A 25,501-nucleotide genomic window follows, 5' to 3' on the forward strand; every position below is an offset into this window, starting at 1 on the left:
CATGATTACGAGCTTTTCTCAGTAACTGTGCACAAGTTCTCGTACCTGTTTCTGTGGAGGGATCGAGAACTAGTAGCCGGTCGAGACTTCGCTCCCCAGTCTCGAGGGTGGCTCGCGGGATCTCGACACGCTCGATCAGCGGAAGTGGGCTCGCTCAGCGGATTGGGGCGCGCTCGTTCTCCGCCCCGTTGGTCGAGCGTGTCGAGACCCTGGTTCCCGGCCCGCGTCCTGAGGTTGGCTTACGGGATCTCGACAGGCTCGATCAGCGGAAGTGGGCTCGATCAGCGGATCGGGGCGCGCTCGTTCTCCGCACCGTTGGTCGAGCGTGTCGAGACCCTGGGTACCGAACCGCGTCCTGAGGTTGGCTTACGGGATCTCGACAGGCTCGATCAGCGGAAGTGGGCGGGGTGCGCTCGATCAGCGGAAGGGCGCCGCGGATTAGGCGCCGACCGCTACTCGGATCAGCTTCTTATTCGCGAACTCACTCATGCCGTGCGGGCCGAGCTCCCGGCCGAAGCCGCTGCGCTTCACCCCGCCGAATGGCAGATCCGGCTCGCTGTCTGAATTGCCGCCGATCGTGACCATTCCCACCTCCAGGCGCTCCGCGACCGACTGCGCAAGCACGGGATCCGCACAGAACACTGCCGCGCCGAGCCCATAGGGGGAGTCGTTGGCGAATGCGACTGCCGCGTCGGCATCCGCAACGCGGTGGATCATGGCGACGGGTCCGAAAAGTTCTTCCGAATACGCCCGCATGTCAGGGGTGAGATCGGTCAGCAGCGTTGGCGCGAGCACGGCCCCCTCTCCGGCGACGCCGCCGTGGTGCAGTGTTGCACCCCGGCTGACGGCATCCTGAACCTGCTCCAGAACCTCGTCGCGTGCCGCAGCGCTCGACATCGGGCCGAATCGGGTGTGAGCCTGCCGGGGATCACCGGGCTGGATCGTGCCGACCCGCTCGCTGAAGCCCGCGACGAAGCGGTCGTACACCTCGTCGACGACGATAAAGCGCTTGGGGGAGGTGCACGCCTGGCCAGCGTTGGAGAATCGTCCGCCGACGGCCTGGTCGATGGTGCGCTCGAGCCTCGCGTCGTCCAAGACGATGAACGGGTCGCTTCCGCCAAGCTCGAGCACGACCTTCTTGAGGTGCCGGCCAGCCTGCTCGGCGACGATCGCACCGGCTGCCTCGCTGCCGGTGAGTGAGATGCCGCGCACGCGGGGGTCTGCGATCAGAGTGGCGACCTGCGCGTGGGTGGCGAAGAGGTTCGTGTAGGCCCCGGGGGGAAGCCCCGCATCACGGAACAGTGCCTCAATGGCAAGCGCCGATTGGGGGCAGTTGGCTGCATGCTTGATGACGACAGTGTTGCCCAGTACGAGGTTGGGGCCGGCGAAGCGGGCCACCTGATAGTGCGGGTAGTTCCAGGGCATGATGCCGAGTAGAACCCCGATCGGCTCGGTGCGAATGACGGCGCTTCCGCCACTCGCGACGTCGAGGGCCTCGTCGGCGGTGAACCGCTCGCCATTGTCGGCGTAATAGCGGTAGATGTCGGCAGAGAGACCGAGTTCGCCCGACGCTTGGCGCACCGGCTTGCCCATCTCGAGGGCGATGAGATCGGCGAGTTCGTCCCGACGCTCGTCGATGAGATCTGCGACTCGGCGGATGAGCTCGGTGCGTTGGTGAAGAGGTGTGTTCTTCCATGAACGTGCACAGTCGGCGGCCTCGTTGAGGGCTGCGTGCGCCTCGGCATCCGTGGCGGGTTGGAACGTCGCAAGAACCTCGCCAGTAGTGGGGTTCAGGGTCTGGTAAGCCATGGGATCCTCGTTTTTCATGCAGCAGCGAATGAATTACTAAATCCTGAGATTAGTCGAGAAGTGTAGATATTTCGCACAAAATCAATGTTTTTGCCCCTGCAAAAAAAGGGTTGCGAAATAAAACATTCACATATAGCTTGTATTTTTATGCCCGTGGTTCTTGGGCGTCCCCCGGTCGACGATGATCGAGTGAAGAGTACAAAGGAGTGCACATAGCCCATGGAATCCGCACGCGAACCAGCTGTACCAGCCCACGACCACGACGAGGACGCCGCCCAGCTGGCCGCCCTCGGCTATGACTACGACACAACGTTCAAACGGGAGATGACCTTCTGGGGCAACGTCTCTCTCGGCTTCACCTACCTCTCGCCGGTCGTCGCCGTCTACTCGATGTTCGCGATCGCACTGGGACAGGGCGGACCGCCCATGTACTGGGCGCTGCTCATCGCCGGAGTCGGACAGTTCTTCGTCTCGCTGATCTTCGGTGAAGTGGTCTCCAACTACCCGGTCGCCGGCGGCGTCTACCCCTGGGCCCGCAGGCTCTGGGGGCGCAAATGGGCCTGGATGAACGGCTGGGTGTACATCGTGGCCATGTTTGCCACGATCGCATCCGTCTCGTATGGCGCCGGCCCGTTCCTCGGCTCGCTCTTCGACGCTGAAGCCGGCATCACGACAACCGTCGTCTGCGCGCTCGTGATGATGTTCATCGCCACCGTGCTGAACCTTTCGGGCACCGGCATTCTGAACAGCGCGGCCAAGATCGGTCTGGTCTGCGAACTGGCCGGCGCGCTCGTCGTGGGTGCCTGGCTTCTGCTGACCGCTCGCGAGCACGACTGGACGGTGCTCTTCGACACCTTCGGCGCCGGCAGCGGACAGCACTACTTCGTGGCGTTCTCCGCTGCTGCACTCATCGGAATCTTCCAGTACTACGGCTTCGAGGCCTGCGGTGACGTCGCCGAAGAGATCAAGAACCCCGGCCTGCAAATTCCGAAGGCGATGCGCTGGACGATCTACATCGGCGGTTTCGCGGCAATGTTCGTGGCGTTCGCGCTCATCCTGGCCGTGCCCGATTACGTCGCGGTCATCGAGGACTTCAACGCGGGCTCCACGAACGACCCGCTCACTGCAGTGCTCTCCTCCGCGTTCGGGCCGGTCGGCTACAAGTTCGTCATCGCCGTCGTGTTGGTCTCGTTCCTCTCCTGCCTGATCAGCTTGCAGGCTGCTGTGAGCCGCCTCACCTACTCGATGTCGCGCGACGGAATCCTGCCGTTCAGCCGCCAGCTGGTGAAGGTGAATGCCCGCACCGGGGTGCCGTCCAACGCCCTGATCCTCGCTGCTGTCATCCCCGGGGCGATCGTCGTGATCTCGATTCTGCTTCCGGATGCGCTGGCCACGATCATTTCGTTCAGCTCGGTGGGCATCTACATCGCCTTCCAGATGGTGGTGCTCGCGGCATTGCGGGCACGGCTGCTCGGGTGGAAGCCAGCCGGGTCGTTCCGCCTCGGTTCGTGGGCCTACCTCGTCAACGTGCTCGCACTCGCCTGGGGTGTCCTCGGAATTCTGGCGCTCGCGTGGCCGCGCTCTCCCGAGTCGCCCTGGTACGTGAACTTCATCGTGGCGCTCAGCGCCGTCGGTGTGCTGGGCTTTGGCGGTCTGTACATGTGGGTGAAGAAGCCCTACCTCGTTGGTGACGCTCCCTCGGGCGATGCCACTGGACCGATCCGCACCTCCGATCTCGTCGGTGCCGGAACCCAGAAGTAGAACACTCGGCCGCCAATGAAGTGAGCAGGCATTCGGGCGGCCACTTTCACTATTCACGCCTGACTGAGACGGCGGGGCACCGACACGTGCCCCGCCGTTGCTACGCAAGGAGAACCACGCTATGACCACGCTCGCTGTCGACCCGCGCGATCTCGCTCCGGAGGAGGGCTACGAGCCCGCCACTGATGCGCCGACGATCGGGGTGGTCGTCTCACTCACGTTTCCGCAGATGGGCGAGGAGGCGCATGAGTTGATGACCCGCTTCACCCGCACGGCATTCGCAGAGCTCCGGGCGGCGGGCGCTCACCCCATCCTGATTGACTCAGCTGCCGCGCAGAAGCCCGATCCGGTCGAGGCCGCACTCGCGCCGGACGGGCTGGTGTTCCTCGGGGGCGGGGACGTCGACGGAGCGCTGTATGGACAGCCGAGCCTCGCGACGAATACCTTCGGGGTGGATCGTCGGGCCGACGACTTCTGCCTGGCCATGCTCACGGCTGCTATTGAGGCCGATCGCACGGTCTTCGCGATTTGCCGCGGATCGCAGCTGCTGAACGTTGCCCTCGGTGGAACACTCGTGCCGGATCTGCAGCCCTCCGATCTGCACCGTGGTGGCCCGGGGCAACCGATGTTCGTGAATGAGGAAGTCGTGCTGCACGCCGGATCCCACCTCTCCGACATCTTCACAGGCTCCGACCTGCTGACGGTCCGATCCGGGCATCACCAGGCGGTGGATCGTGTCGGAGACCGGCTTCGGGTCACCGCGACGGCGCACGACGGAATTGTCGAAGCCACGGAGGTCGTGGATCGCAGCTGGATCGTCGGCGTGCAGTGGCACCCCGAGGACGACCACGGGAGTGCCGCGGACCGCGTGGCACTCTTCGGGGCGTTCGTCGAGCAGTGCCGGATGAGACGGTCCGTCGCACGTGAGCGAGTTGGTTCGGCGGGCGCCGTGGGGCGGCCCGCCGAACTACGAGGCTGAGCCGTGAAAGAGTAGCGAGAGCCCTGCGCTCGCCGGCTCGAGCGGAATCGTGGTGTACCCACTCGGTGGCGGTGTCATCCGATCGCCAGACAGAAAGCGGCCGGAGCTGCCGAGTACGACGCTGCCGTGAGAGTTGAGGATCGCGCTGTCGGCCTCGAGGCGGCGGAGCACGGGAACGAGGTTCGCTTCAAGCTCGGTCATCTGAATGTCACAGCCGGCGACACCGGCACGAATGCCCTGCACCGTGATCGGTGTGGTGAGGGTCACGATGTAGTCCTCGACACCGAGATAATCGATGTAGGGGCCGGCCATGGCCTGGGTGCCTGTTTCGTAGGCCTTCGTGAACCACTCCAGCTGCTCATAGTCGTAGTACCGGTCGCCGTTGGGGTTCACGCCGAAGGAGTAGCGGGCGAAGCGGGCATCTTCTTCTCGCACCCACCATTCGAGCTGACCATTGGATGAACCGAGTGCGGCACGAGAAAAGATGAGACCGCAGCCGTCTGCAACGGGATTCGCACGGAGGAATTCTGCCGAGTGCTGGCGCATCCGCTTGCGCGCGGCATCCGCGACCCGCAACCTTTTCGCGTCGTCAAGGTCGAGTTCTGCGCTGAGAGTCTGCGCGAGGGATTCGAGTTGATCGAACTGGTTGTGGAACCAGGTAGACAGCACTGCGGAAATCTCCTGGGGGGTGACCGTCGGGGTCATCGGAGGGGATCCTTTCCGGTCGGGCCGATCAGGCCAAGGGCAAGCTTTGAATCAATCAGGTGGGTGACGTTGCCCCGGATGTGCTGTGCGATGATGCGCTGCGCCTGCTCCACCCTGTCGTTCTCGATCGCCGTCACCAGCTCAAGGTGCTGTTCCAACGCCGCCTGGGCATCGACCTCGGCCGTCACGTCGGACCAGAGCACCGGGCTGACCTCGTTCTGCAGCCGGAGTTCGGCACGAAGCAGACGCGACGACTGGGCGAGCACGGCGATCTCGATGTGGAAGCGACTGTCGGCGGTCGCCCGTTCGACCGGCGAGCTGGCGTCAAAAACGCGGTAGGCAAGGTCGACGAGGCGGGTTGTCGAGCCGGCATACGAGCGGGTGGAGGCGAGCTCAGCGGTCATTTGGGCGACGGCGACGTGCTCGTCGCCGAGGTCGCGAAGCTCGACGATGCTGGTGGCTGCCAAATACTCGCGGATCGCCCTGCTGCTCGGGAACGGGGCGCGCACGACGAATGTTCCACCCGACCTGCCGCGGCGGGTCTTGACGATTCCCTCTTCCCGGAGGGCGGCGAGTGCCTTGCGGAGGGTGGCCGTGGCGACCCCGAACTGATGTGCGAGCTCAGGTTCCGGAGGCAGGCGCTCGCCGACGGAGAGCATTCCGAGTGAGATGGACGAGGCAATCTTCTCAGCGATTGTGCGGCCGTTCGCCAGGGGCGCAGGATTGTCACTGAACACCTGGGGGAATGTCGTCGACTTGTTCACACCTGATCCTTCCATGGTCGAGGCGTCCCCAGACTAGTGGATGGGCTGTGCCACGGCCTCGAAGGCTTCGATGATGCCGGGGACCCATTCGAGCGCGAGATCGCTGCCGAGATCCCAGGACGACGCATCGTGCCGACCGTACTCGCCGATGCGTACCGCGCCGAGTTCGGTGAGGCGACGGTCGAGCACCTCGCTGCCCTGGCTATAGGTCTCCTCATAGAAGGTGTCACCGAGGCCGAACACGGCATAGCGCAGCCCGGTGAGGTCGGGCTGGAGAGCATTGATGGCTTCATAGAACGGCACTGCGGTGTTCGGCAATTCACCCTCGCCGTGCGTCGAGCAGACGAGAAGGATGAGGGTGTCAGGGTGTAGCCGCGCGGGGTCGTAGTCCTGAAGGTCAGAGACCTCGACATCGTGCTCCGCGCGAAGCGAAGTGCCGAGGTCATCGGCGATCAGCTCAGAGTTGCCCGATTCGGTGCCGTAGAGAACGGTGATCTGCATGGGTTGCCTTTCGTGGCGAGTGGTCTGCGCGAAGCCGACGCCGGCTACGCGGGGGTGGGTGCGCCGGTCCGCGCGAGGCGGAGCATGGCATCGTGGTTGGGGGTCTTGCGGCGAACACGGTCCGCGCCGGCAGCCGCGCACTCGGCGCGGTTGAGTTCTGTCCAGTGGCTGTATGAGATCGACGCGTTCCGGCAGGACAGGGGGAGTCCCTCGAAGCCGAGTCGCGCGGGATCGATCACCAGCATGCCGGCTGCGGCATCCGTTGCGATCTCATCAGCGACGGCCTTCGCATCTGTGCGGTTTTCTGGGATCGTCCCGACCGGCCCGCGCTTGACCCAGCCGGTGCGGTACAGCCCGGCGGCGAGGAAGCCGAGGTCGGTGCGGTGGGTGAGGTCGATGCCGATGTCAGCGTCGCCGATGTCAGCGTCGCCGATGCTGTCGGCGCTGCCGGCACCGTCGCCGAGCACCCCGGCGAGGCCGGATCCGAGCTGAAAACCGGCGGCGCGAATGACGGCATCCGCGTCGATCAGTTCGGTGCGACCGTCGGCGGCCCGCAGGGCAACGGCTGAGACGTGGTCGGTTCCCTCGATGCGCTCGGGCACCCAGCCGAATCTGAACTCGACCTCCAGCTCTGCGGAGGTGGGTCTGGTCGGGTCGATGAGTTCGCGCACCGCTGCGGAGCGGGCGTGAGCCGACCGGTCGGCATCCGCGGGCACGTCGAGAGGATCGGGGCAGGAGAAGCGCACGTGCGCCAACTTTCCGAGTTCGCGCAGCATCAGAGCATCGCTCTTCGCCGCGGCGATCCCGGAGCGGCTCAGCACGGTGATGCGGGAGTTGGGGTGTGCGGCATAGGCGGCGAGCGGCTCGTCTGCGATGTCGCTGCCGACGAAGTCCTCGGGCCGCTTCGCGAGAAAACGCAGCACGTCGACCGCCACGTTTCCGCCCCCGATGATGACGGCTCTCTCGCCCAGATCCGGCAGTTCGACCGGGGCGAACGGATGCGCGTTGAGGGTGCGGGTGAAGGGACCCGCGGAGGTGACGCCGGGCAGATGCTCGCCCGGAATGTCCAACGCGCGGTCCTCGGCGAGGCCGGTAGCCAGCGCCACGAGGTCGAAGCAGGCGCGCAGGTCGGTGAGGGTTACATCGGAGCCGAGCTCCACATTGCCGGCGAATCGCACCCCGTCGCGCTCGAACAAGCGCTCGAACTGGCGTGTGATGGCCTTCGTGCTCTGATGGTCGGCGGCAACCCCGTAGCGGATCAGCCCGAACGGCGACGCAAGGCGATCGAGAATGACGATCTCCGCATCCGGCCAGTGACGACGGAGGGACTGCGCCAGATAGCAGCCGCTGGGGCCGCTGCCAACAATGGCGATGCGGGGCGTCGACGGTGACGTCATGAGAGAACTCCCTAGTTCGGATTCCGGCGGCACCTGGCGGCTAAGTCGGTATCAGTGCAGCTATTGTAGCCACAAAACTTTCAGGTTGTGAATGTTTTATTTTGCAGTGAAATCAAGGGCTTCGTGCTGTTTACCGAATCTCATTGCGGTTTTAATCATTCACATGTAGCTTATTCACAAGTTCAGCGGAAAGGCGATGAAGCCGGGTTCCCACCGGAGTCGGATGCGCCACTCACTTTTACAAAGGAGCACAAGTGACTACCAGCACGGCGAGCGTCGACATTCCGTACTTCGAGATCTCCGATCCCACATTTTCGATGCAATCCGAGGCTGTTCGTGACGCCCGGGAGCGCAGCTGGTATGCGCGCTCCAGCTACGGCATCAGCGTGCTCCGCTACGAGGAAGTCTCCGAACTGCTGAAGAGCCCGCACCTCAATCAGGGCAGTGCGAAGTGGCCCGACCACCACGGTGTACATGGCGGCATCTTCTACGACTGGTGGGTGAAGAACCTCCTCGTGCTGGAGGGCGACGAGCATCACCGCATCCGTCGTCTGCTCAATCCGGCATTCTCGCCGACGGCAGCCCGCCGCCTCGAGCCGCAGTTCGCGGCCCTGGCCGAAGAACTGATCGCCGATTTCGGCGACCGCACCGAGATCGAGTTCGTGCGCGACTTCGCCGAGCCGTTTGCGACCCGGGCCCTGTGCATCATGCTCGATATTCCGCACGACGACTGGCGCTTCATCGCCGAGCACGCCAACACCATCGGCTTTGCCCTGTCGGTGAGTATCAAGGACGATATTGACCGGATCGACGACGCTGTAACGGAGCTCTACCGCTACGTCGAGACTCTGATTCAGCAACGGAAGGGAACCCCCGGACAGGACGTCGTCTCGCGTCTGGTGCAATTTTCTGAAGCCGGCGACAAACTTTCAGACGAAGAACTGCGCAATGCCCTCGTGCTCATGCTGTTCGGCGGAATGGACACCACCCGCAACCAGCTCGGGCTGCTGATCCAGACTTTTCTGCGCCACCCCGACCAGTGGGAGTTGCTCGCAGCGCGCCCGGAACTCGCACGTCAGGCGCTCGACGAGGGACTGCGGGTCAACCCGACGACCACCTGGGTGACGCGGGAGGCCAATGAGGACTTCACCTACCGGGGCCTCGACATCGCGAAGGGGACCACGGTGCACCTCTTTACTCAGACGAGCGGCACCGACCCGCGCGCGTACCCGGCCGACGAGATTGACATCGCGGCCGAGGATCGGCTTCCGCACCACACCTTCGGCGGCGGAATGCACCACTGCCTTGGCCACTACATTGCACGCGCCGATATGAGTGTCGCCCTGCCGATTCTCGCGAAGCACCTGACCAACCTCGCCTGCCCCGGCGGCGATACCTGGTTGCCCGATTCCGGAAACACCGGGCCGATCGTGTACCCGCTCACGTTCACGCGCCGCGGCTAATTCATCCCCCCCCATTTTTCACTACGCATCACGTACCTGGCTCAACGTTGAGAGGACCCACCATGAACACCACCCCCGCGCTGCTCGACCTCGAGGATCGGCTTGACGCCGCGCCCTCGCTCCCTGCGGTCGGAAGCCGTTTCGGCGACGCCCTTCGTGAAATTCTGAATGATGACGGTGCCTTCGATCGGCACCAGGAGGCCAACCTCCGGCCAGAGGTCATCGAGGCTCTCGAGAGCAAGATCTCCGATGCCGGCGTGAAGTTCATTTACTACATGATTCCAACGTTGGGCGGCCGTACCATCGCCAAGGTCGTTCCGGCCGAGCACGTGGCCCGCAACCTGCGTAAAGGCATCGCGTTTCACCGCACTGCACTCACCGATCTTCAGACCAACCGAGGCGGGCAGCTGATCGGCGGCGGCGTCGCCGCTCAGGAATTCTGGGCGCTTCCCGAGCCGGACACCTTCAACGTGCTGCCGTGGGACACCGATGTGGCCCGAATGTTCTGCACCGCCTACGAGCCCCCTCACCTCGAGGGCGTCGGCGGCCGGCTCATGGAGTACGACGTGCGTGCTCTCTTCCAACGTGCACACGCCGCATTCACCGAGCGCACCGGCCTCGAGCTGCGGAGCGGCCTCGAGCCTGAAATGACCTGGGCTGGACCCGGCATGGAGGTCAAAACCAAGGATGGCCAGAGCCCCGCCTACCAGGTCGAAAACCTCGAGCGGATGCGCCCCGTCTATAAGAAGGTCATTGACTACGCCCAGAAGCTCGGCTTCGACATGATCGAAGGCGACTACGAGGACAACGGCCAGCTCGAGCTGAACTGGAACTACGACAACGCCGACCGCTCGACCGAGCGCCTCACGGTGTACCGCCAGATCTGCAAGCAGGTCGCCCGCGAGCTCGGCTTGGAAGCCAGCTTCATGCCCAAGCCGTACAACGGCAAGATGGGAAACGGATGCCACCACAACCTCAGTCTGTGGCGCGGAGACGAGAACGTCATCGAGGATGGCAGTGTGCAATTGCACGTGACCGAGACCGCGAAGCACGCCATTGCCGGCATGCTGGTGCACTCGCCGGGCTCGATGCTCATCATGGGGTCGACGGTGAACTCCTATAAGCGTTTCTGGGACATCGGACAGTTCGCGCCGTCCGGTGCCGACTGGGGGCTCGACACTCGAGGGGTCGCCATCCGCATCTCGTCGAACGGGCGGATGGAATACCGTCTGCCCGACGCGAGCGTGAACCCCTACCTCTCACACCTGTACCTCCTCGCCTCGATCGAAGACGGCCTCGACCGCCGGCTGGACCCGGGGTCGCCCGAGAGCCCCTCCGCTGAGCTGATGGACACCCAGCTGCCGAGAACTCTCGGTGAGGCCATCGACGCATTCCGTGCCGACGAATACCTGATGAACGCGATGCCGGCCGGGCTCACCAAGATCTACCTCGAACTCAAGGAGGACGAGTGGGCGCGCTACTGCGGAACCATCTCGCAGTGGGAGTTCGATCAGTATTGGGAGGCGATCCCGTGAGCCGCGTCATCCGTCTCGCCTGTATCGACTCCGAGGCCCCGCCGCTGTTCAATGCCAGCATGGACGGTGTTACCCGTGTCGGCTATGAGCCGGATGCCGCGGCGCTCGTCTTCAGCCGACTCGGCTACGCGCACGAATGGGTCATGCTTCCCTGGGAGGACATGATCCCGGCGGTTCGCCGAGGCGACGCGGATGCCGTCTGGTGCGGACAGGGCATGACCGAGGCGCGGGCGGCGCAGGTCGACTTCACCGCTCCGTACGCGATCTTCAACGAGACGCTCATCGTGCGGGCCGGCGACCCGGCGCGCACGCCGGACGATCTGGCCGGATACCGGATCGCCGCCATCTCGAATTCCACAAACATGGCACTCGCCGAGACGTTCCCCGGAGTCGAACTCGTCGCTTTCGGAGCGAGCGACGACGTGTTCGGCGACATGATCGAGGCCACCAGAAATGGTGACGTGGACGGATTCGTCGACGACGACGTGGTGATGCTGCCGCTGACAGCCGACCCCGCGTTCGTTGAGGCATTCACGATCCAGACCGGCAATCGCTGGGGGATTGGTGTCGCGCCGGGCAACGATGAGCTCCGCGAGGCGATCAATGGGGCCTTGGCCGACTCGATCGCCGACGGCAGCCTCGAAACGATCTGGGCGAAGTGGATGCCGTTGCTCCCCTTCCCCCTGGGCGAGGTCGCGGAAGTCCGATGACGGTTCCGCGTATCGGCGTGACGGGAATGTGGTCCAATCGGGTGCACGGCCTGCGCTATGACGGCAACGCGGTGGCCACGCAGGTGCTCAGCGCTGTGGTGCGGTCGGGGGGCGAGCCGCTCACCCTCTTTGCCGAGAGCGCGCTCCGCCCCACCGAGCGGATGCGCGGGCTTGACGGCCTGCTCATTCCCGGCGGCGCCGATCTTGATCCGGCGAGTTACGGCCAGGTTGCTGAGCCGGAGACGATGGTCGCCGACTACGCCGGGCAAGATGCGTTCGAGGCGGGGCTCATCTCGGCGGCGCTCGCCGCCGGGGTGCCGGTGCTGGCGATCTGCCGGGGCTTTCAGCTTCTGAACGTGATGCACGGCGGCACACTCGTGCAGCACCTCGGCGACAAGACCGCTGCGCATCGCGGCAGTGTGCATGGGATGGCGCTGACCGCCGGGTCGTGCCTCGCCACGGTGATCGGGGACAGTGCGCTCGACGTGTCTTCGTATCATCACCAGGCTGTCGACCGGGTCGGCGAAGGCCTCACGATCTCTGCTGTCGCCCCGGATGGCATCGTCGAGGGGCTCGAACTCGCAGGCCATGAGCTGATCGCGATCCAGTGGCATCCCGAGGACGCTGCGGCGACGGATGCGCGCCAGCGTGCGCTGTTCGACTGGCTGGTGGCCCGGGCCGGTGCCCGCGCGGCCCGGGGCCGTCTCGCCGGAATCGGTGCTGAAGTGCTGTGATCGGTGCCGGGACGCGTGATCGCTGAGCACGCATCAGGCGATGATTCCCCGCGACACACGCAGTTCGGGGTCGATCAGCGATTGCGTGCCGTTCAGCGTCGCTCGATGTCGTTGGGGATCCAGGTTTTGTCGAACCACGGCTTGAGCGGCCCATACAGTCGCAGAATCGCATACCAGCTCTTGCCCGCGACCGTCTGGATCCAGTTGCCCCGGTGCTCACTGGGCGGTTCGGGCCCGAAGAGAAGATCGATCGAGCCGTCATCGTTGTAGGTGAGCTCATTTCGGTTGTTCACACTGCTCCGGCTGGGCAGTGGCTGGCCGGTCTGCAGCTCCGAGCGGGTCTGCGGGTCGTAGGCGATGAGCGACCAGAAGTCCTTGGCGGGAATGCCCGGCGGAAGGGTGAGTTGGTAGCTGCTGCCGCCCTGCAGGAAGGCGCCGGTGGCGTCCCGCTCGGAGATGGCGTACTGAGAGCCGACACCCACCATCTCAAGCGCCATCGCCGGAGTGTTCAACGTCGCTTGGTAGAAGAACAACGTCCTGGCGTCCATGTTGCGGCCACTGCGGCCGTCGCCGTCGAGCCAGCGGTAGTCGCCGCCGACGAAGCCCGTCTTCCAACTGCGATCTGGGTAGTAGTAGGCGCGCGGATCCCTGGTCTGAAAGCAGATCGCCCGGGCGGTGGCGTTGCCGACCGCGGCGGCGTCGGTGAGGGTGGCGAGCATCCTCTCGTCTGGGTTGAATGGGTGGTCCTTGTGAATGCCGATCGAGGCCAGCAGACCGCGGGTCTCGGGATCGATCATCTCAATCGGTTCACGTCTGATCACATCCGCGACCTCTGCGTAGAACGTCTGATCGTTGGCGTGGATGGTATTGACTGCTGCGCCGGAGATGGAGATGAACGTCATTTCTGGGCGCTCGTCCGCAGCGGACAGCGGGTAGATCTTGACACCCGTCTCGAACATTTGGGTTGCCGCGTCGGTCTTGCCGTCGACGAGGAAGCCGCGCAAGGCCAGCAGGTTGGTGTAGCTGGTCGAGTGGGCTACGTGGTAGCCGTCCGGGATCTCGCCCTTGTAGCCGGGCGGAACCAGCAGGTAGTCGCCGCCGGCACCACGGTCGGGTCCCGGAGCGCCCATGTCGGTCACGAAACGGAACCAGGCGTCGTTGACGGTGCCCGGACCGCACCCCGGTGGGATCTGGACGACCGTCGGGCCGTCACGGCCAAGGTCAAGCATCGCGATCGCGTAGACGGTGTCGGTGTTGCCGGTCAGAAAGAGCGGGTTGGAATCCAGAAGGCGGTCAGCGATCACCATCGTCTGCGCGGAGTCGCAGCCAACGCTGGCGAAGCCCGTTCGCAGGCCTTCCATCGAGGCCGCGGGAACACACTGCAGGAACACCTCCACGGCCCGCAAAAAGTCGAGGTGGTCGAAGACCTTTCGGGCGGTCTCGCCGCTGGGGAATCCGTCGGAGAACTCCAGCCTGCCGATGCGGGTCTCGACTCGATCAGGCGTCAAGATCGTGCTCGGGATCGGAGTGTTGTAACCGGACGGGATGTTCGTCGAGGTGACCATGGCCTCACCATAAGGTCTGAGGGCACCACGGCCTTCACCCTCTCAGGGTGAAGGCGCACGGTCGGTGACCGCGATAGAGGGTGTGCACTGACACGTTGTGTGGGGAGTGATACGTGGATGTCAGTTCTCAAGCTAGTTGAGACTTTTCAATCACCGTGAGACCAGGCGCCTGCTGGAGTTGTCGTTGCGGTGATGGCGGCCAAATTCTCACCAAACATGAGACTACCCCGAGGGCAAACAAAAACGGCCGTGAAACCTAGTCAATAGGTTTCACGGCCGTTCAAGATTCCGGACTACTCGGCGAGTATCCGTTCGGATGGAGGGCAGTCGGGGCATCCGTTTGAAGCGATGCGATGGAGAACGCTCTGGTTGTGGACGTGTCCGTGGGCGAGGCACTTCCACCAATACAGTTTGGTTCCCGCGAAGATTCGACTTGGGTCGGTTGGCCCGTTGAGATAGGGATGAAACTCTCTGACCAAGACGGGCTGCGTTGTCTTCAAATCGTTCACGTTCGGAACGAGAGTGCGCCTTGAGCAGACACTGCACTTGTAGCCGGCGGTGCGTCGTTCGATTCGCTGTCGGTAGCGGTGACCGTGAGGACAGAGCCAATACGCCGTGTAGTCAGAACCGTGAGTGAAGTCATCCGGAGTTAGCCCCTTATTGAGGGTGGGATGCCACTCGGCGGCAATGAGCGGGTGAGTCAAGGCCAGGCTCTCGTTTGAAGGGTGGCGCTGTCCGGTCACGCATTCGTGGCAGCCTTTGCTATTGACCCTGTCAACGATTGACATCGAGTATTCGTGGCCGTTTGGGCAGACCCAACGCACTATGAGGCAGCTTCCAGCTCCGTGCGCGGTCGGCGAGACTTGTCCCAGCCAGCTGGGGTGAAACTCGTTGACGAGCAAAGGGTGTGTGGTCGCCAGGTCATTAACCCCTGCGATGATGAGTCGGTTGAGGCAGACGGGGCACCTTGAGTTCGCTGACGTGCGGTTTGAGACGGTTGCTTCGTAGCTGTGGCCCTTGTCAGGGCAGAGCCAGAAGTATCGTTCCTTTGAGCCGGGAGAAATCTGCTCAGCAGTCAAGCCGCCGTTTCGAGCGAGGTCGAATTCGGAACCGATGTCGGGCCGCACGGCGGCGAGTGAGTTGTATCCGGCGACGATGAGGTGGCCGTGACAGACAGGGCATTTCGGTGCGCTGGTTGGGCGTGCAGCGAAGGGTCGTTCACGGTCGGTCTCGAACTGGTGACCGGATGCGCAGATAGCCAGAACCTGACGGACGTCGCCGATGGCTGTCGGTGCCGCGAGGCGTCGCTCATTGGTGAACGCGAGTCCAAATTGTGCGGCGGTGACCGGGTCGTCGCCAGTGACAGCGAGGTAATTCTCGAACGGTTCAAGCTCGTCCCGTGTTGCTTTAAGTGCGCCGGCCACGTGCGCGCTCAGGGGAAAGTCGTGGGGCCACGCGGGTTCAAAAGTCGCCCCAGTGAGGATTGAGTGACGAACGGCAAAGGCGGTCGGACGCAAGTAAAGCCACAACGCCCGTGCGAGTTCGGGGGGCGCGTTGTCTAGTGCCGCAGCGAGCGCGGACGACAGCTTCTGAAATGAATTCAGGAAGGTCGAGCGGGGATTGAAGATTGCGCGCGCGAGGTCGGGCGCGGTTGCTACTGCTGCCACTGCAATCACAGCTGGGAACACGTCGGACTCGGCGGATGGCTTGTCGGTTGCAGTTGCCGATGCCATAAGCACGTCGCGGAGAAGCACATAGAGACGAACGTCGATGCGGTGTTGGCTGCGGAGTTTGCGGAAGATGAGCTCGGCGCGGACATGTTCGACGCCGACGTGGCTCTGGTCCTCTCGCGTGCTGTGCAGACCGACCCATCTCGCATGGCGGACGCAAACCAAATCATCGAAGTGAGAGTTCTGCTCGACATCTGCCCCTGCCGCACAGTGAGCACACATATGACGGGAGGCTGGGAGCAACTCGTTGCAGAACGCGCAGGACCCACCGTCGACGTGGCGGAGCCAAGAGCTGGAATCGGCCCCAAGGTGTAGTTCTGCTCGCTTCGTCTTCGCAACAAGCACTTCCAGCCATGTCGCGGCGCGGTCGGCAGTCTTGCTGGAAGCGGTGATGCTGCTGATGAGCTGATTCTTGTGGGTCTCACTCGAGAAGTTTGCGGCGAGGAGGCGGCGAGTGTAACTGTCAACGCTTTCGCGATGAAGAGGGCGCACGTCGAAGGGAAACAAGCGCATCTGCCCGTTCATGACGCCAAGCTTTCGGCCAAGACAGATTCTAGAGTGCGGCGACCAACGGTCTTCTTGGTGGTGGCATAAAAATCCTCGGCTGCAATGTCCAACACCTGCTCTTCGAGCATCTCCCGAGTGATGAGTTCGGGCCTACCTCCGCCGTCGGTGATGATGTCGATTGCCGCACCGGTCAGAAGTCGCCCGAGGCTACCAATAGAGCCATTGGTGCGGTCGAAAAGATACTCGTGCATCGCGGGGAGAGTGCCAAGCTTGTGGTCGCGCAGAGGGAGGTTCTTCTCAAATCCCGTGATGAGCTGTTTCCATGCAGCTCTGCCGTCGGGGTTGGTTCGCTTCAGCCGTTCCATCTTGACAAGGTTGAACCGCCCGCTGATTTGACGGCCACGATTTCCGTTGAAAAGTTCGCCGCTGGTCAGGTCGATTCCCGCGTAGACGAAGGTCGCCGCCAAGTCGTTGTGCATGTTCTTGAGAATGTCGACGGATTCACCGTTGCCAACGTTCCGGCTGGCGAGGTTCTGGAGCTCGTCAACGACGATGAGCTGGGTGTGGGCGGCATTGAGGGCGCAGACTACGCGCTCGCGGATGTCGAGCATTGTCTCTGTGCTTCGCACCGGCAGACCCAGGAACCGGGCAAAGGTCTTCATGAGGAGTTTCCCTGTCGAACCTGCGGGAACCTCGACATACACAACCGGGATATGTCCGAGAGACTGATATTCCGGAATTTGCCGGGCGTACTGGCTGAACACATAACGCATGAGTGCTTTCGCCGTGGTGGTCTTCCCTACGGTGGAATCGCCGGAAATCATTAGACCGGCATGACCAGAGTTGCGGCCAATGTTCGCCGCAAAACTCTTCTGGAGAAGCACCTTCGCCTGCTGCAGCTGAGCGGTATTCAGAAGGATGCTGCCAGACAGATAAAGGATGCGAGTGCGGTCGTATTCGGAACGCGCTGAATCGGAGAGACTGCGGTAGTCGCGCTCAGTGAGTACCTCAGGCACAGGCGGTGCAGTGCTCAAGTACTCGGTGAGGCCTTCGCGGGTGTGAAGTTCTGCGGGCCGGTCGGTGTTGTGGAAAAGAAGCATGGTTAGTCCTCGTCGGGGTTGAATGTGTCAAAGCTCGCTGTCGATGACGGCGTGCTCGGGGTATCGATGGTTTCTTCAGTCGGTGCGTCGTCCTCAAATGAGCCGTGCATCGGAACTCCCACGCGAAGGGAGTCCATGATGGCAACGTCTTCACGGTCGGTGTTCCGCCGTCCGATGAAGGCACCCGCTGTGTGCGGTGCGAGAAGGACTTCCTCATCTCGGGCGCGGCAGGCAATCCATTTGTGCTCCGGAGAGCGCACCCAAAGTTGCAGGGGTCGATATGGGTCAGACTTGACCTCCCAGAATCCCTTGTGCGCGCGGTCGTTGGATTTTTTGCCGCGGTAATCGTCTAGCTTCCGTGAGTCGTAGACACGGCTGTTGAACTCGATGCCGGTGCTGCGGATTGTGCGAAACGAGGTCGGGAGAAGGGTGATGAAGTCGTCTTCGGTCAGTGGAAGGTGCAGGGTGGAGGTCAACTCGGAGGCCTGGGCGCACATCTGGTTGGGGGTAAGTAGGACCGTGGGCGAAAGCGGGTCGCGCAGGCTGGAATGGGGGCGGTTCTGCCAGTTCTTCAGTACCCAATCGTCGAAGAGCTCGCGTAAAGCGAAAATGTGAAGCAGCGGTTCCTCTTCGACTTTGTTGCCACGGAATTCCGGGGAGCGCCCGACGTAGCCTGGTAGGTGCTGGGTGAAGAGGCTGTTGATGCTGCCGAACATCCGCTCCACCATGGCTTTGTGAACCGGGGTACGCGGTGCCGACGTCGTGATGTCGATGCCGAACTGGGCCGCCGCAGCAAGGAAGGTGGAGCTGATGTAATCCTTGCCGTTGTCCATCATGATTCGGCGTGGGTAAATGTATGGGCGCTTTGACTCCAATGCGCGTCGTTCGTCTGCATCCAAGAAGCGGTGGCCAGGAGTGCGGTCCTGCAGCATTCGGCGAAACAGAGTGAGGTCGGGTCGGTTGGCTGGCGGCACGAGTGCTTCAGCGAGCAAAGTGACGTGGTCGGTACCTTTGGTCGCCTCCATGCGAAGGCTTGAGGCGAGGATGCTCCGTGTAGCTACGTCCAACATGATGGTCAGCACGGGGCGAACTATCTCGCCGGATGGAGACTTCACCAGAATGTCCATCGGTGTTGAGTCGACCTGGACCTCCGCGCCAGCCAGTGCCTGGAAGTTGAAACCGAACTGTCGCTGAGGACGGTCAGCCAGTGAGCGCCTTGTCGATGCGCTGCCCGTAGTGTGCTTCCCCTTGGTGAGCGTGTCGATATAGCGATACATCGAGGCCGGCGGAGGCACCACTGGCGCGTTCGAGCCGAACTGCTTGATGAGTAAAGCGCGCGTCTCAATAATGAGGCGCGATTTGGTGCCCGTTGAGCGAGACGTCTGATTCGCGATGACCGTACACAACGCGTCAAACACATCTGTGTTGAGCATGTCGAAAGGGCCGCCTTGTCGAATACTGCGGCCATCGATGAGTGCAGCAGCGCCGTGTTCGCGGTATGCCTTAATTTTGCGCATGAATGTTGCCCTCGATACCGACTTCCCGGCGGCAACGAGTTCAGAAATCCTCATTTCAACCCGCTGATTCTGAGAAATTGTCGACGGGTCGTATCCGGCGAGGGGCGTGCCATCGAACGTGCACCCTGTTAGGACTTCGACGACGTTTCGGAGCCATTCATTAACGCTGCCGGCGGCTGCGGGCGAGAGTGCGTCGAGCGCGCGAGCTTGAATGGGGATAGTCGCGGGGATACCGACTTGACGACGTGCCAGTTCGGTGAAGTTCAAGTCAAACATTTCGCCATCTGCGGTGCGACGGAGCCGAACAAATGGATTTTGGCATTGGACCACGACGTGTTCACCGTCGTCGAGAAGAATGGGTGCGTTGGTGTCAAGCGTGGGCATGGCGCCCCCTTTCAACGATGCTCGAATCGCTGAGCGGTTCGGTGAGGTCAACGGATACGAGGCCGACCCAGATGAGGTTGTAAAGCGCCGAACGGCACTCAGCCAGGGTGGGAAGGCCGCTCGCGCGTGCTGCTTCGATGAGAGGCAGGGGAGTGGCCAGCGCGGCGACGACGCTACTTGCGGCGTCGTTACCGGGGAAGTAGCCGGGATGTTTGAAAGCCGAAACCCAGGCAAGATTCTGCTCCAGCTGGGTATCGAGGCTGCCGTAGACCTCGTATCGCCAACCCACTAGGTCGCAGACCGCTCGAGTCTTGGCGGCCTGCAACTGGAACTTCTCGCTCTGGATGTATTTCGTCGGCTTCGTGTCGTACACAACTTGTTGATGGTCGGCATGTAACGCGATGTAGTCGGGCGTGTGCTTGGTTCCGTCGCCAAACGAGAGTTCAAATGGCTGTGCAGCGATTGCCGTCACATCGGCATGCATATCAAGCCAGCGGAGCGTGTTCGCTTCCAGAAGTGACTCGTGCCAGACATGGCGGCCGGTTTGCGAAAAGTAGTAGAGCCCGTGGAAGTTGGTCATGTGCTTGTAGCGATTTCCTCGACGGAATTCGCTCGCTAGGTAAAGCTCCTCATCGAGCAGGGTCGGACCCACCGGCTCGAATCGTTTGGTGTCCGCTGGTTCAATCCATCGGATGGTTGCGGGGAGCGCCAGTACGCGCTCGGCGTTGTTTGGAAGTTTCATTTCTTGCCTCATGAACCTCTCTATTAACGGTGGCCGGAAGGAATCGCCCGTATGGGCAGGCTCGTCGGTCTTTTAGCTCCACAAAAGAGCGCGAAGCTCCAATCTGCCAGCGCGATTCGGATACCATTTAGCAAATGAGTGACCCGCGATATAAACCGAAATCGTTCTCTGCCGAGCCGGAGGCATTTGGCAAAGCAGTCAAAATGCGATGGCATCCGATGCTCGCTGGTCCGACGGAACGGCATCATCGAGCGGCAATGCTTCAGCACAACTACGCATGTCGAATTCGCGAGCGACTGAAGGTCGAAGATTGGACATTCAAGCGATACGCGTCGGAGGCCCAGATTGAATATGACCGTCTAGTCAGAATGCTGCGCGGTGAGGTGGTGATGCGGTTAGAAGACATCGCCCTGGCTGACGAGCTCCTCAAAGGAGTTAGCGAATGGTCGCATAGGGCGATGCGAAATCATGCAAAGGCGCTTGAAGAGCAACGAGAGAAGGAAGCCAGGCAGAATCGCGCGAAGCGGTGATGGTTGACTGCCAGGCTGGGCCTGAGCATCGAATTCACAGCGCTTGTAAAACCCGGAACTGTCGGCTTAGCTCAACTGTCTGCGACTAAAGCGTCACCATTCGACAGTTGCTTGGGCGTGGAACTTCTTAAGGAGTTCGTCTGGCTGGTCGATGAACGCGACTGGGCAAGCGTCGTCTTTGAAGTATGTGGATGGCGCGCAGAGCCATAGAGCAAGCTCATCGAGGCGCCATTTGAGCTCCAAGGCAAGCGTGACAAGGTCCGGAATCACCTGTTTGGTAGTGCCCAGGTCGAGGTCAAACTGGAAACCCGGGAACTGTAGCGCTCCATCCCGCGCGAAACCAAGCAGCTTTCGCGATACGAGCAGCTCCTGAATTTCGTCAGGGCCCGCCTGTTTGAGTCCAAGGATTTCCGTGACCTCAGCCTCCGTAAAGAGCCCGTACGTAGCTTTCATCGTCTGAAACGACGCCGCAGTGTAGGCCTTTGCGAGAGCAACTCCGGTCAGTAGCTCGATGCGCCTGATGACGCTCGTATCCTGCCAGTAGTAGTCAATGAGCATGTCGTCCGACAACATCGTCCAATGCCCGCGAGCGCCTACTCGGCAGGCGTCGATTGTGCGCAGCGGTCGTGGCCGGTCATTGACTGTTGATGGCCGGCCCGGGCCCGGATGTCTGGTCACGGTCCCGCTGTCCAAGTCCATGACGTGAGTGCTGCCTTGGGTAACGATTCGCCAAATGCCGCCTTCGGTGCCGGTGAGCGCATTGACTTCACGTATGTCTTCCATTGAAGACTCCTTAGTGCGACGGGTGTTGCGACCCAGGCTCTAGCGGGGCTGCGATACCGCCTTCCGTTGTACATACTAATGAACACTTGGTTCTGCTTCAAGGGGTGCGGGGCGGTCCCCCCGAAGGCGCGGCAGGTTGCCACTGCGGCCGCTGGGATGATTAAGTGCCGGATGGAGGCGGCCGCGAGCGTCACCGGTTCAGGGAGCTCTCAGACATCGTCGTGTTAACGCGTTCGCGGTGGCTGCCTCCTGTGGTCGGTGCAAAGTTCATCGTCAACCATTCCTGCGATGTCGGCGTCGACCGGTAGCCTCGCCTGAAAACGACATTGCAACAAGACGGGTGGACGAAATGGTTGAAATGGTTGCTCGGCTCAACGGTGAACTTGATGAAGAATGGGGCGCCAGGCATTCATTGAGGAAGCGAGCCGGTACAAGCGGTATCTACTCCATACGAGGCTTGGTGAGGAAAGGCGCACACAACGAGTTGCTCGATGGCTTGGAATCTGACTATGAACTTGAGAGCGCGTTGTTTGACCACGCAAGGCATTTCCGGAAGAGCGAGAGCGGCACGACAGCAGCAATCGTGACCGCTCCGTACCTGCGAGCAACAATCGGATACTTCGGGAGCGCAGCGAAGGCAAACGAGAGAATTAGTGAAATCGCCCGTGCGCTCGGCCTGAATGTTCGAGTGGGCCATCCCGAGGACACCATCTACTTGTCTAACCTGGAGGGTGACCCGACACTACCGATTGTCTGGTGGAACCCAGACCGGTACTCCTTGGAATTGCCCGAGGTAGAGGACCCGAACCCGCGGTTCGCTCATCGAATGTCGACCTTCTAATAGTTACCGGCCGGGAGAGCAATCAGGGTGGGGAGCGGATGACTGCCTGCTGTGCTTTCGGCATTGCATTAGCGCATGCTCAGATGTGCATGAGATAGGCCATAGACTCACGATAGTTAGTGACCTGGGGCGGGGGAGTATGGAATTTCATGAGCGCATCGGTCTGCGACCAGTGCTTTGGGCCCATTTGCTCGGTCTAACGGGAACGGCCTTTGAAAGCTTCTTCCAAGACCTGCTCGGACTCGTTGACCCAAGTTTTGTTCCGGTGCGCACGCATGGAAATATCGGTGACCAAGGAAGCGACGGCCTGAGCCTCAGCGGCGGGAAGCTTTACGCCTGCTACGCACCTGAAGTGCCAAACGCGGCGTCTACGGTGAAAAAGTTCAAGTCGGACTTGGCTAGTGCCCTCGTGCAGCGCGCCCGCCAATTCCATACTTTCGTATTCGTCCACAACGATGTTCGGGGCGTGCATCCAGAGCTCGCTACGGCCCTCGCCGAGGCGCGGACGGATTACCAAAGCCTGAAGTTTGAGGTCATGGGGCAGCCTCGAATTCGTGACATGGTTGGACGGCTGGACCGTCCAACGGCGGAGTCCCTGCTCGGGACGCCTTTGCCACTTGCGCATGAGTCTCGCGTGGGCTTGGTGGAACTTGAGGAACTGCTTGGGCAGCTAAGAGAAAGTCGGCTGGAAGCAGCCGATCTGCCACATGTTGAGTCGGTTTCATCCAAAAAACTGCTATATAGCGAGCTCACCGCAGATACCCAGGCTGAGCTTCGAGATGCTATGAAGTACAGCCCGTCGATTGAGGGCTACTACAACGAACGCATCGATGTCATGGAGCGTGATGAGGTCGCGGCAAGATTTCGAAATGAATACGCAGAAGTCAGAGTGGCGAGTGACGACCCAGAAGTGGTCTTGCAGCGATTGCAAATTTTTCTAGCGGGAGAAGGGGCCCCTGATGGGAGGGCTTCGTATCGTGCCCAGACAGCCGTCCTTGCGTACTTTTTTCAGACTTGTGACATTTTTGAGAATCCACCGCCAAATTGGCGTGTTCCTGAGATGAGCGCGGCCAGTTGATAACACCTACAAAGGGGATTGCGCCTCAGCGCGCGTTGCTTAGCATCGGCGCTCAAGTGTCAATAGTGCTCACTGAGCCGATGACGGTAAGTCAGGTGTGGACCGAGTTAAAGCGCTGGCGTCTGCAAAACGGCAATCATCGCCAAATTACATTCGGCTGGTTTGTGTTGGCACTGGATGTGCTCAACATGCTCGACGTTGTTCGCCTTGAGAATGGGCTGTTGTACAAGACTGTGAGGATTTAGATGCTGGTAGAGCTCTACTCGACTGACCCGGGCTTCAAACGAGTCAAGTTTCAGCCAGGGCTGAACATCTTGGTTGCAGAGAAGACTAAAGCATCTAGCGCGACCGACTCAAGAAACGGCTCCGGAAAATCTTCGGTCGTGGAGATTCTCCATTTCCAGCTCGGTATGACTCGGCTGACCGACTCAGTCCTTTTGGCACCCGAATTGAAGAATCATGAGTTCACCCTTCGGCTAAATTGGCCTTCCGTGAGTCGGGACTTAACTGTTTCACGGTCGCTTGCGAAGAAATCAAAGGTGAGGCTTGAACCCAATGTTGTTGAGCTGAAAACCCTCGTCGAATTGGCCGGCTCCGAATCGATACCCGCCTGGGTGAGCGCGATTGGACGCGACCTATTTGGTCTTCCGGAGGAGCACGCCCCTGTCAGCGCCCGAATGTTGATTGGCCTATATATCCGTCGGGTGAGTCAGCACGGATTTAACGAGCCAGTAAAGACTCATCCAAGCCAGTCAGTGTCCGTGGCCTCAGCTCAAGTCGCCTATCTCCTTGGTCTGAACTGGCGCCTCGCTGGAAGTTACGCGGCGTTGGCAGCTCGTGATGGGACGCTAAAAAAGCTAAAAGCGGCAGCCAAAGACCCCTCGTTTCATTTGTTGGTGGGGTCTGTTTCGGAGCTTCGCGGGCAAATTGCATCAGCAAAACGGCGGGTGCACGAGCTTCAATCTCAAGTTGAGACGTTTCGAGTCGTACCGGAGTACGAGCTGCTGCAGGCAAATGCCGACGAGCTGGATGGAAAGATTCGGGGGCTTCGCGCGGGGGACGCGGCGGATAGAGCGAACATTCAGGACCTCGAGGCCGCATTTCACAGTGAGAGTGAGCCGGATACTCGATATCTAGAGCGAGCATACGCAGAACTCGGTCTAAGCCTGCCAGAGCGTGTTCTGCGCAGCTATGAAGAGGTCCGTCGGTTTCATGAAAGCGTGCTCACCAATCGCCGCTCGTATCTTGAGGAGGAGCTTGCTTCGACGAAGGCAAGGCTTGAGCTGCGCCAGGAAGAACGAATCAAGTTGGGCGAGGGCCAGGCAAAGCTTCTCCACGCTTTGAGCGAGGGAGGCGCACTAGCCGCGCTTGGGACCATGCAGGAGCAACTGTCGGTTGCGCGGGCCAATTTGGCGGCGCTACAAAATCGATTTGAAATGGCGAAGAAGCTTGAAGAGTCGGAAGCAGATATCAAGGTCGACCGAGTCAAGCTGCGTCAATCCCTGAATCGCGACCTTGCCGAACGAGAGGCTGTCATCGAGGAAGTCAACCGGCTTTTCCAGCGGTTCGCTGCAGCGTTGTATAGCCCGGACAGGGACGCCTACATCGAGTTCACTGCATTGGACACGAGCCTTCAAATCGTTCCTCATATCGGCGGAGAGAGAAGCAAGGGGATTGGCCAGATGGTCATTTTCTGCTTTGACTTAACGCTCGCCGTAATTGCGCACCGGAATGGCCGTGGCCCTGACTTCCTGGTTCATGACAGCCACCTATTTGATGGCGTCGACGAACGTCAAATCTCGCGCGCACTTGTACTCGCGACAGCGGTCTGCAGCGAGGAGGAGATGCAGTACATCATTACGATGAACTCCGATGAACTCGCAAAAGTGGAAGGCGTTGGAACGCCATTCGACGAGTACGTAATTCAGCCTAGGCTGACCGACACCTACGAAGATGGCGGACTTTTCGGCTTTCGTTTTGACTGATGCTCCGTGCCGCGGGAGACGGATTACGGCGTATCGAACTGCGGAGCTCCCTCCGCAACGGTCGCTGATGAGGCCGGTGCCCACCTCGGAGGGGTCCTGCAGTCGAGTAGGAGCTCGTTGAGAGGCCTGCGGTCTATCATTCTCAATTGGCGTTAGTCGACCGGCCAAAGTCGAGTTCGAAGACCGCCTTCAAGCTTCGCAATTGTCTCGAGGTCGGGCCAGGCGTTGCCATCGAGGACGTGCGCAATGGTCACGTGGGCTAGTTCGCAGTCTTTTGCTACGGCTCGCAGACTCCGCCCATTCATCGCCGACCGAAGGTTGAGCGCAAACTGGCGGGCGACCTCTCCGGCCGCGCTGGACGACACCGAATCGGGCCAGTGC

At 61.4% G+C, this 25,501-nt stretch carries 22 protein-coding genes; 11 read left to right on the plus strand and 11 right to left on the minus strand.

What is annotated here, in order from left to right; translation table 11 throughout:
* Nucleotides 1-438 precede the first annotated feature (438 nt).
* Nucleotides 439-1,809 carry an NAD-dependent succinate-semialdehyde dehydrogenase gene (locus HNR05_RS14315; protein WP_179579755.1) on the minus strand — a complete coding sequence of 457 codons (1,371 nt, stop codon included), beginning with the start codon at nt 1,807-1,809 and terminating at the stop codon, nt 439-441.
* A 219-nt stretch (nt 1,810-2,028) separates the two neighbouring features.
* Between HNR05_RS14315 and HNR05_RS14320 the strand changes: the two genes are divergently transcribed.
* Together HNR05_RS14320 and HNR05_RS14325 are read left to right on the plus strand one after the other, a co-directional pair.
* Complete coding sequence (locus HNR05_RS14320) at nt 2,029-3,570, plus strand: APC family permease (RefSeq protein WP_179579756.1); 1,542 nt, start codon at nt 2,029-2,031, stop codon at nt 3,568-3,570.
* A 121-nt stretch (nt 3,571-3,691) separates the two neighbouring features.
* Entirely contained in the window at nt 3,692-4,549 is an 858-nt protein-coding gene (locus HNR05_RS14325; protein WP_179579757.1) for a gamma-glutamyl-gamma-aminobutyrate hydrolase family protein, read from the plus strand.
* Here the strand turns inward: HNR05_RS14325 and HNR05_RS14330 are convergent.
* Genes HNR05_RS14330 through HNR05_RS14345 form a run of 4 tightly spaced genes read right to left on the minus strand, consistent with a single transcriptional unit; the run spans nt 4,538 to nt 7,916 of the window.
* The gene (locus tag HNR05_RS14330; protein WP_179579758.1) at nt 4,538-5,254 is read right to left on the minus strand and encodes a cache domain-containing protein; all 717 of its coding nucleotides are present in this window, start codon (nt 5,252-5,254) and stop codon (nt 4,538-4,540) included. The genes HNR05_RS14325 and HNR05_RS14330 overlap by 12 nt on opposite strands.
* Nucleotides 5,251-6,018 (minus strand): GntR family transcriptional regulator, encoded by a 768-nt coding sequence (locus HNR05_RS14335; protein WP_179579759.1) that lies wholly within the window; start codon nt 6,016-6,018, stop codon nt 5,251-5,253. The genes HNR05_RS14330 and HNR05_RS14335 overlap by 4 nt, the downstream gene beginning before the upstream one ends.
* A 33-nt stretch (nt 6,019-6,051) precedes the next feature.
* Nucleotides 6,052-6,519: a flavodoxin domain-containing protein gene (locus tag HNR05_RS14340; protein ID WP_179579760.1), complete on the minus strand. Its 468-nt coding sequence runs from the start codon at nt 6,517-6,519 to the stop codon at nt 6,052-6,054.
* A 44-nt stretch (nt 6,520-6,563) separates the two neighbouring features.
* Nucleotides 6,564-7,916, minus strand: a complete 1,353-nt coding sequence (locus HNR05_RS14345) for an FAD-dependent oxidoreductase (RefSeq protein WP_179579761.1) — start codon at nt 7,914-7,916, stop codon at nt 6,564-6,566.
* A 254-nt stretch (nt 7,917-8,170) separates the two neighbouring features.
* Here HNR05_RS14345 and HNR05_RS14350 point away from each other — a divergent pair, with 254 nt between their 5' ends.
* The 4 genes from HNR05_RS14350 (at nt 8,171) to HNR05_RS14365 (ending at nt 12,358) form a co-directional block, all read left to right on the plus strand.
* Nucleotides 8,171-9,379 (plus strand): cytochrome P450, encoded by a 1,209-nt coding sequence (locus HNR05_RS14350; RefSeq protein ID WP_343062608.1) that lies wholly within the window; start codon nt 8,171-8,173, stop codon nt 9,377-9,379.
* 62 nt (nt 9,380-9,441) lie between these two features.
* Nucleotides 9,442-10,914 carry a glutamine synthetase family protein gene (locus HNR05_RS14355; protein WP_179579762.1) on the plus strand — a complete coding sequence of 491 codons (1,473 nt, stop codon included), beginning with the start codon at nt 9,442-9,444 and terminating at the stop codon, nt 10,912-10,914.
* Nucleotides 10,911-11,624, plus strand: coding sequence for a substrate-binding periplasmic protein (locus HNR05_RS14360; RefSeq protein ID WP_343062609.1), 714 nt, complete (start codon nt 10,911-10,913; stop codon nt 11,622-11,624). Before HNR05_RS14355 ends, HNR05_RS14360 begins: the two co-directional genes overlap by 4 nt.
* A complete protein-coding gene (locus HNR05_RS14365) occupies nt 11,621-12,358 on the plus strand; it encodes a gamma-glutamyl-gamma-aminobutyrate hydrolase family protein (RefSeq protein WP_179579763.1) in 738 nt (245 codons plus the stop codon). Before HNR05_RS14360 ends, HNR05_RS14365 begins: the two co-directional genes overlap by 4 nt.
* A 92-nt stretch (nt 12,359-12,450) precedes the next feature.
* Here HNR05_RS14365 and HNR05_RS14370 read toward each other — a convergent pair whose 3' ends face one another.
* The 5 genes from HNR05_RS14370 to HNR05_RS14390 form a co-directional block, all read right to left on the minus strand.
* On the minus strand, nt 12,451-13,923 hold the full coding sequence (locus HNR05_RS14370) for a DUF1254 domain-containing protein (RefSeq protein ID WP_179579764.1): 1,473 nt from the start codon (nt 13,921-13,923) through the stop codon (nt 12,451-12,453).
* Between the two features lie 293 nt (nt 13,924-14,216).
* On the minus strand, nt 14,217-15,656 hold the full coding sequence (locus HNR05_RS14375; protein WP_179579765.1) for a zinc-ribbon domain-containing protein: 1,440 nt from the start codon (nt 15,654-15,656) through the stop codon (nt 14,217-14,219).
* Nucleotides 15,657-16,174: 518 nt separating this feature from the next.
* Complete coding sequence (locus HNR05_RS14380; RefSeq protein WP_179579766.1) at nt 16,175-17,260, minus strand: TniB family NTP-binding protein; 1,086 nt, start codon at nt 17,258-17,260, stop codon at nt 16,175-16,177.
* Between the two features lie 2 nt (nt 17,261-17,262).
* Nucleotides 17,263-19,161 carry a TnsB C-terminal domain-containing protein gene (locus HNR05_RS14385; protein WP_179579767.1) on the minus strand — a complete coding sequence of 633 codons (1,899 nt, stop codon included), beginning with the start codon at nt 19,159-19,161 and terminating at the stop codon, nt 17,263-17,265.
* The gene (locus HNR05_RS14390; protein WP_179579768.1) at nt 19,148-19,903 is read right to left on the minus strand and encodes a TnsA-like heteromeric transposase endonuclease subunit; all 756 of its coding nucleotides are present in this window, start codon (nt 19,901-19,903) and stop codon (nt 19,148-19,150) included. The genes HNR05_RS14385 and HNR05_RS14390 overlap by 14 nt, the downstream gene beginning before the upstream one ends.
* 134 nt (nt 19,904-20,037) lie before the next feature.
* On the opposite strand from HNR05_RS14390, the gene HNR05_RS14395 reads away from it, so the two are divergent.
* A complete protein-coding gene (locus HNR05_RS14395) occupies nt 20,038-20,433 on the plus strand; it encodes a hypothetical protein (protein WP_179579769.1) in 396 nt (131 codons plus the stop codon).
* Between the two features lie 93 nt (nt 20,434-20,526).
* Here the strand turns inward: HNR05_RS14395 and HNR05_RS14400 are convergent, their stop codons facing one another.
* Complete coding sequence (locus HNR05_RS14400) at nt 20,527-21,216, minus strand: hypothetical protein (protein WP_179579770.1); 690 nt, start codon at nt 21,214-21,216, stop codon at nt 20,527-20,529.
* A gap of 349 nt (nt 21,217-21,565) precedes the next feature.
* On the opposite strand from HNR05_RS14400, the gene HNR05_RS14405 reads away from it, so the two are divergent.
* From HNR05_RS14405 to HNR05_RS14420, 4 genes are all read left to right on the plus strand, one after another.
* A complete protein-coding gene (locus tag HNR05_RS14405) occupies nt 21,566-22,057 on the plus strand; it encodes a hypothetical protein (protein ID WP_179579771.1) in 492 nt (163 codons plus the stop codon).
* A 139-nt stretch (nt 22,058-22,196) separates the two neighbouring features.
* On the plus strand, nt 22,197-23,135 hold the full coding sequence (locus tag HNR05_RS14410) for an ABC-three component system protein (RefSeq protein ID WP_179579772.1): 939 nt from the start codon (nt 22,197-22,199) through the stop codon (nt 23,133-23,135).
* On the plus strand, nt 23,132-23,380 hold the full coding sequence (locus HNR05_RS14415; RefSeq protein ID WP_179579773.1) for an ABC-three component system middle component 6: 249 nt from the start codon (nt 23,132-23,134) through the stop codon (nt 23,378-23,380). Before HNR05_RS14410 ends, HNR05_RS14415 begins: the two co-directional genes overlap by 4 nt.
* Nucleotides 23,381-25,120: an ABC-three component system protein gene (locus HNR05_RS14420; protein WP_179579774.1), complete on the plus strand. Its 1,740-nt coding sequence runs from the start codon at nt 23,381-23,383 to the stop codon at nt 25,118-25,120.
* Nucleotides 25,121-25,501 lie beyond the last annotated feature (381 nt).

It is taken from the genome of Leifsonia psychrotolerans (assembly GCF_013410665.1).
Taxonomy (GTDB): Bacteria; Actinomycetota; Actinomycetes; order Actinomycetales; family Microbacteriaceae; genus Cryobacterium; species Cryobacterium psychrotolerans_A.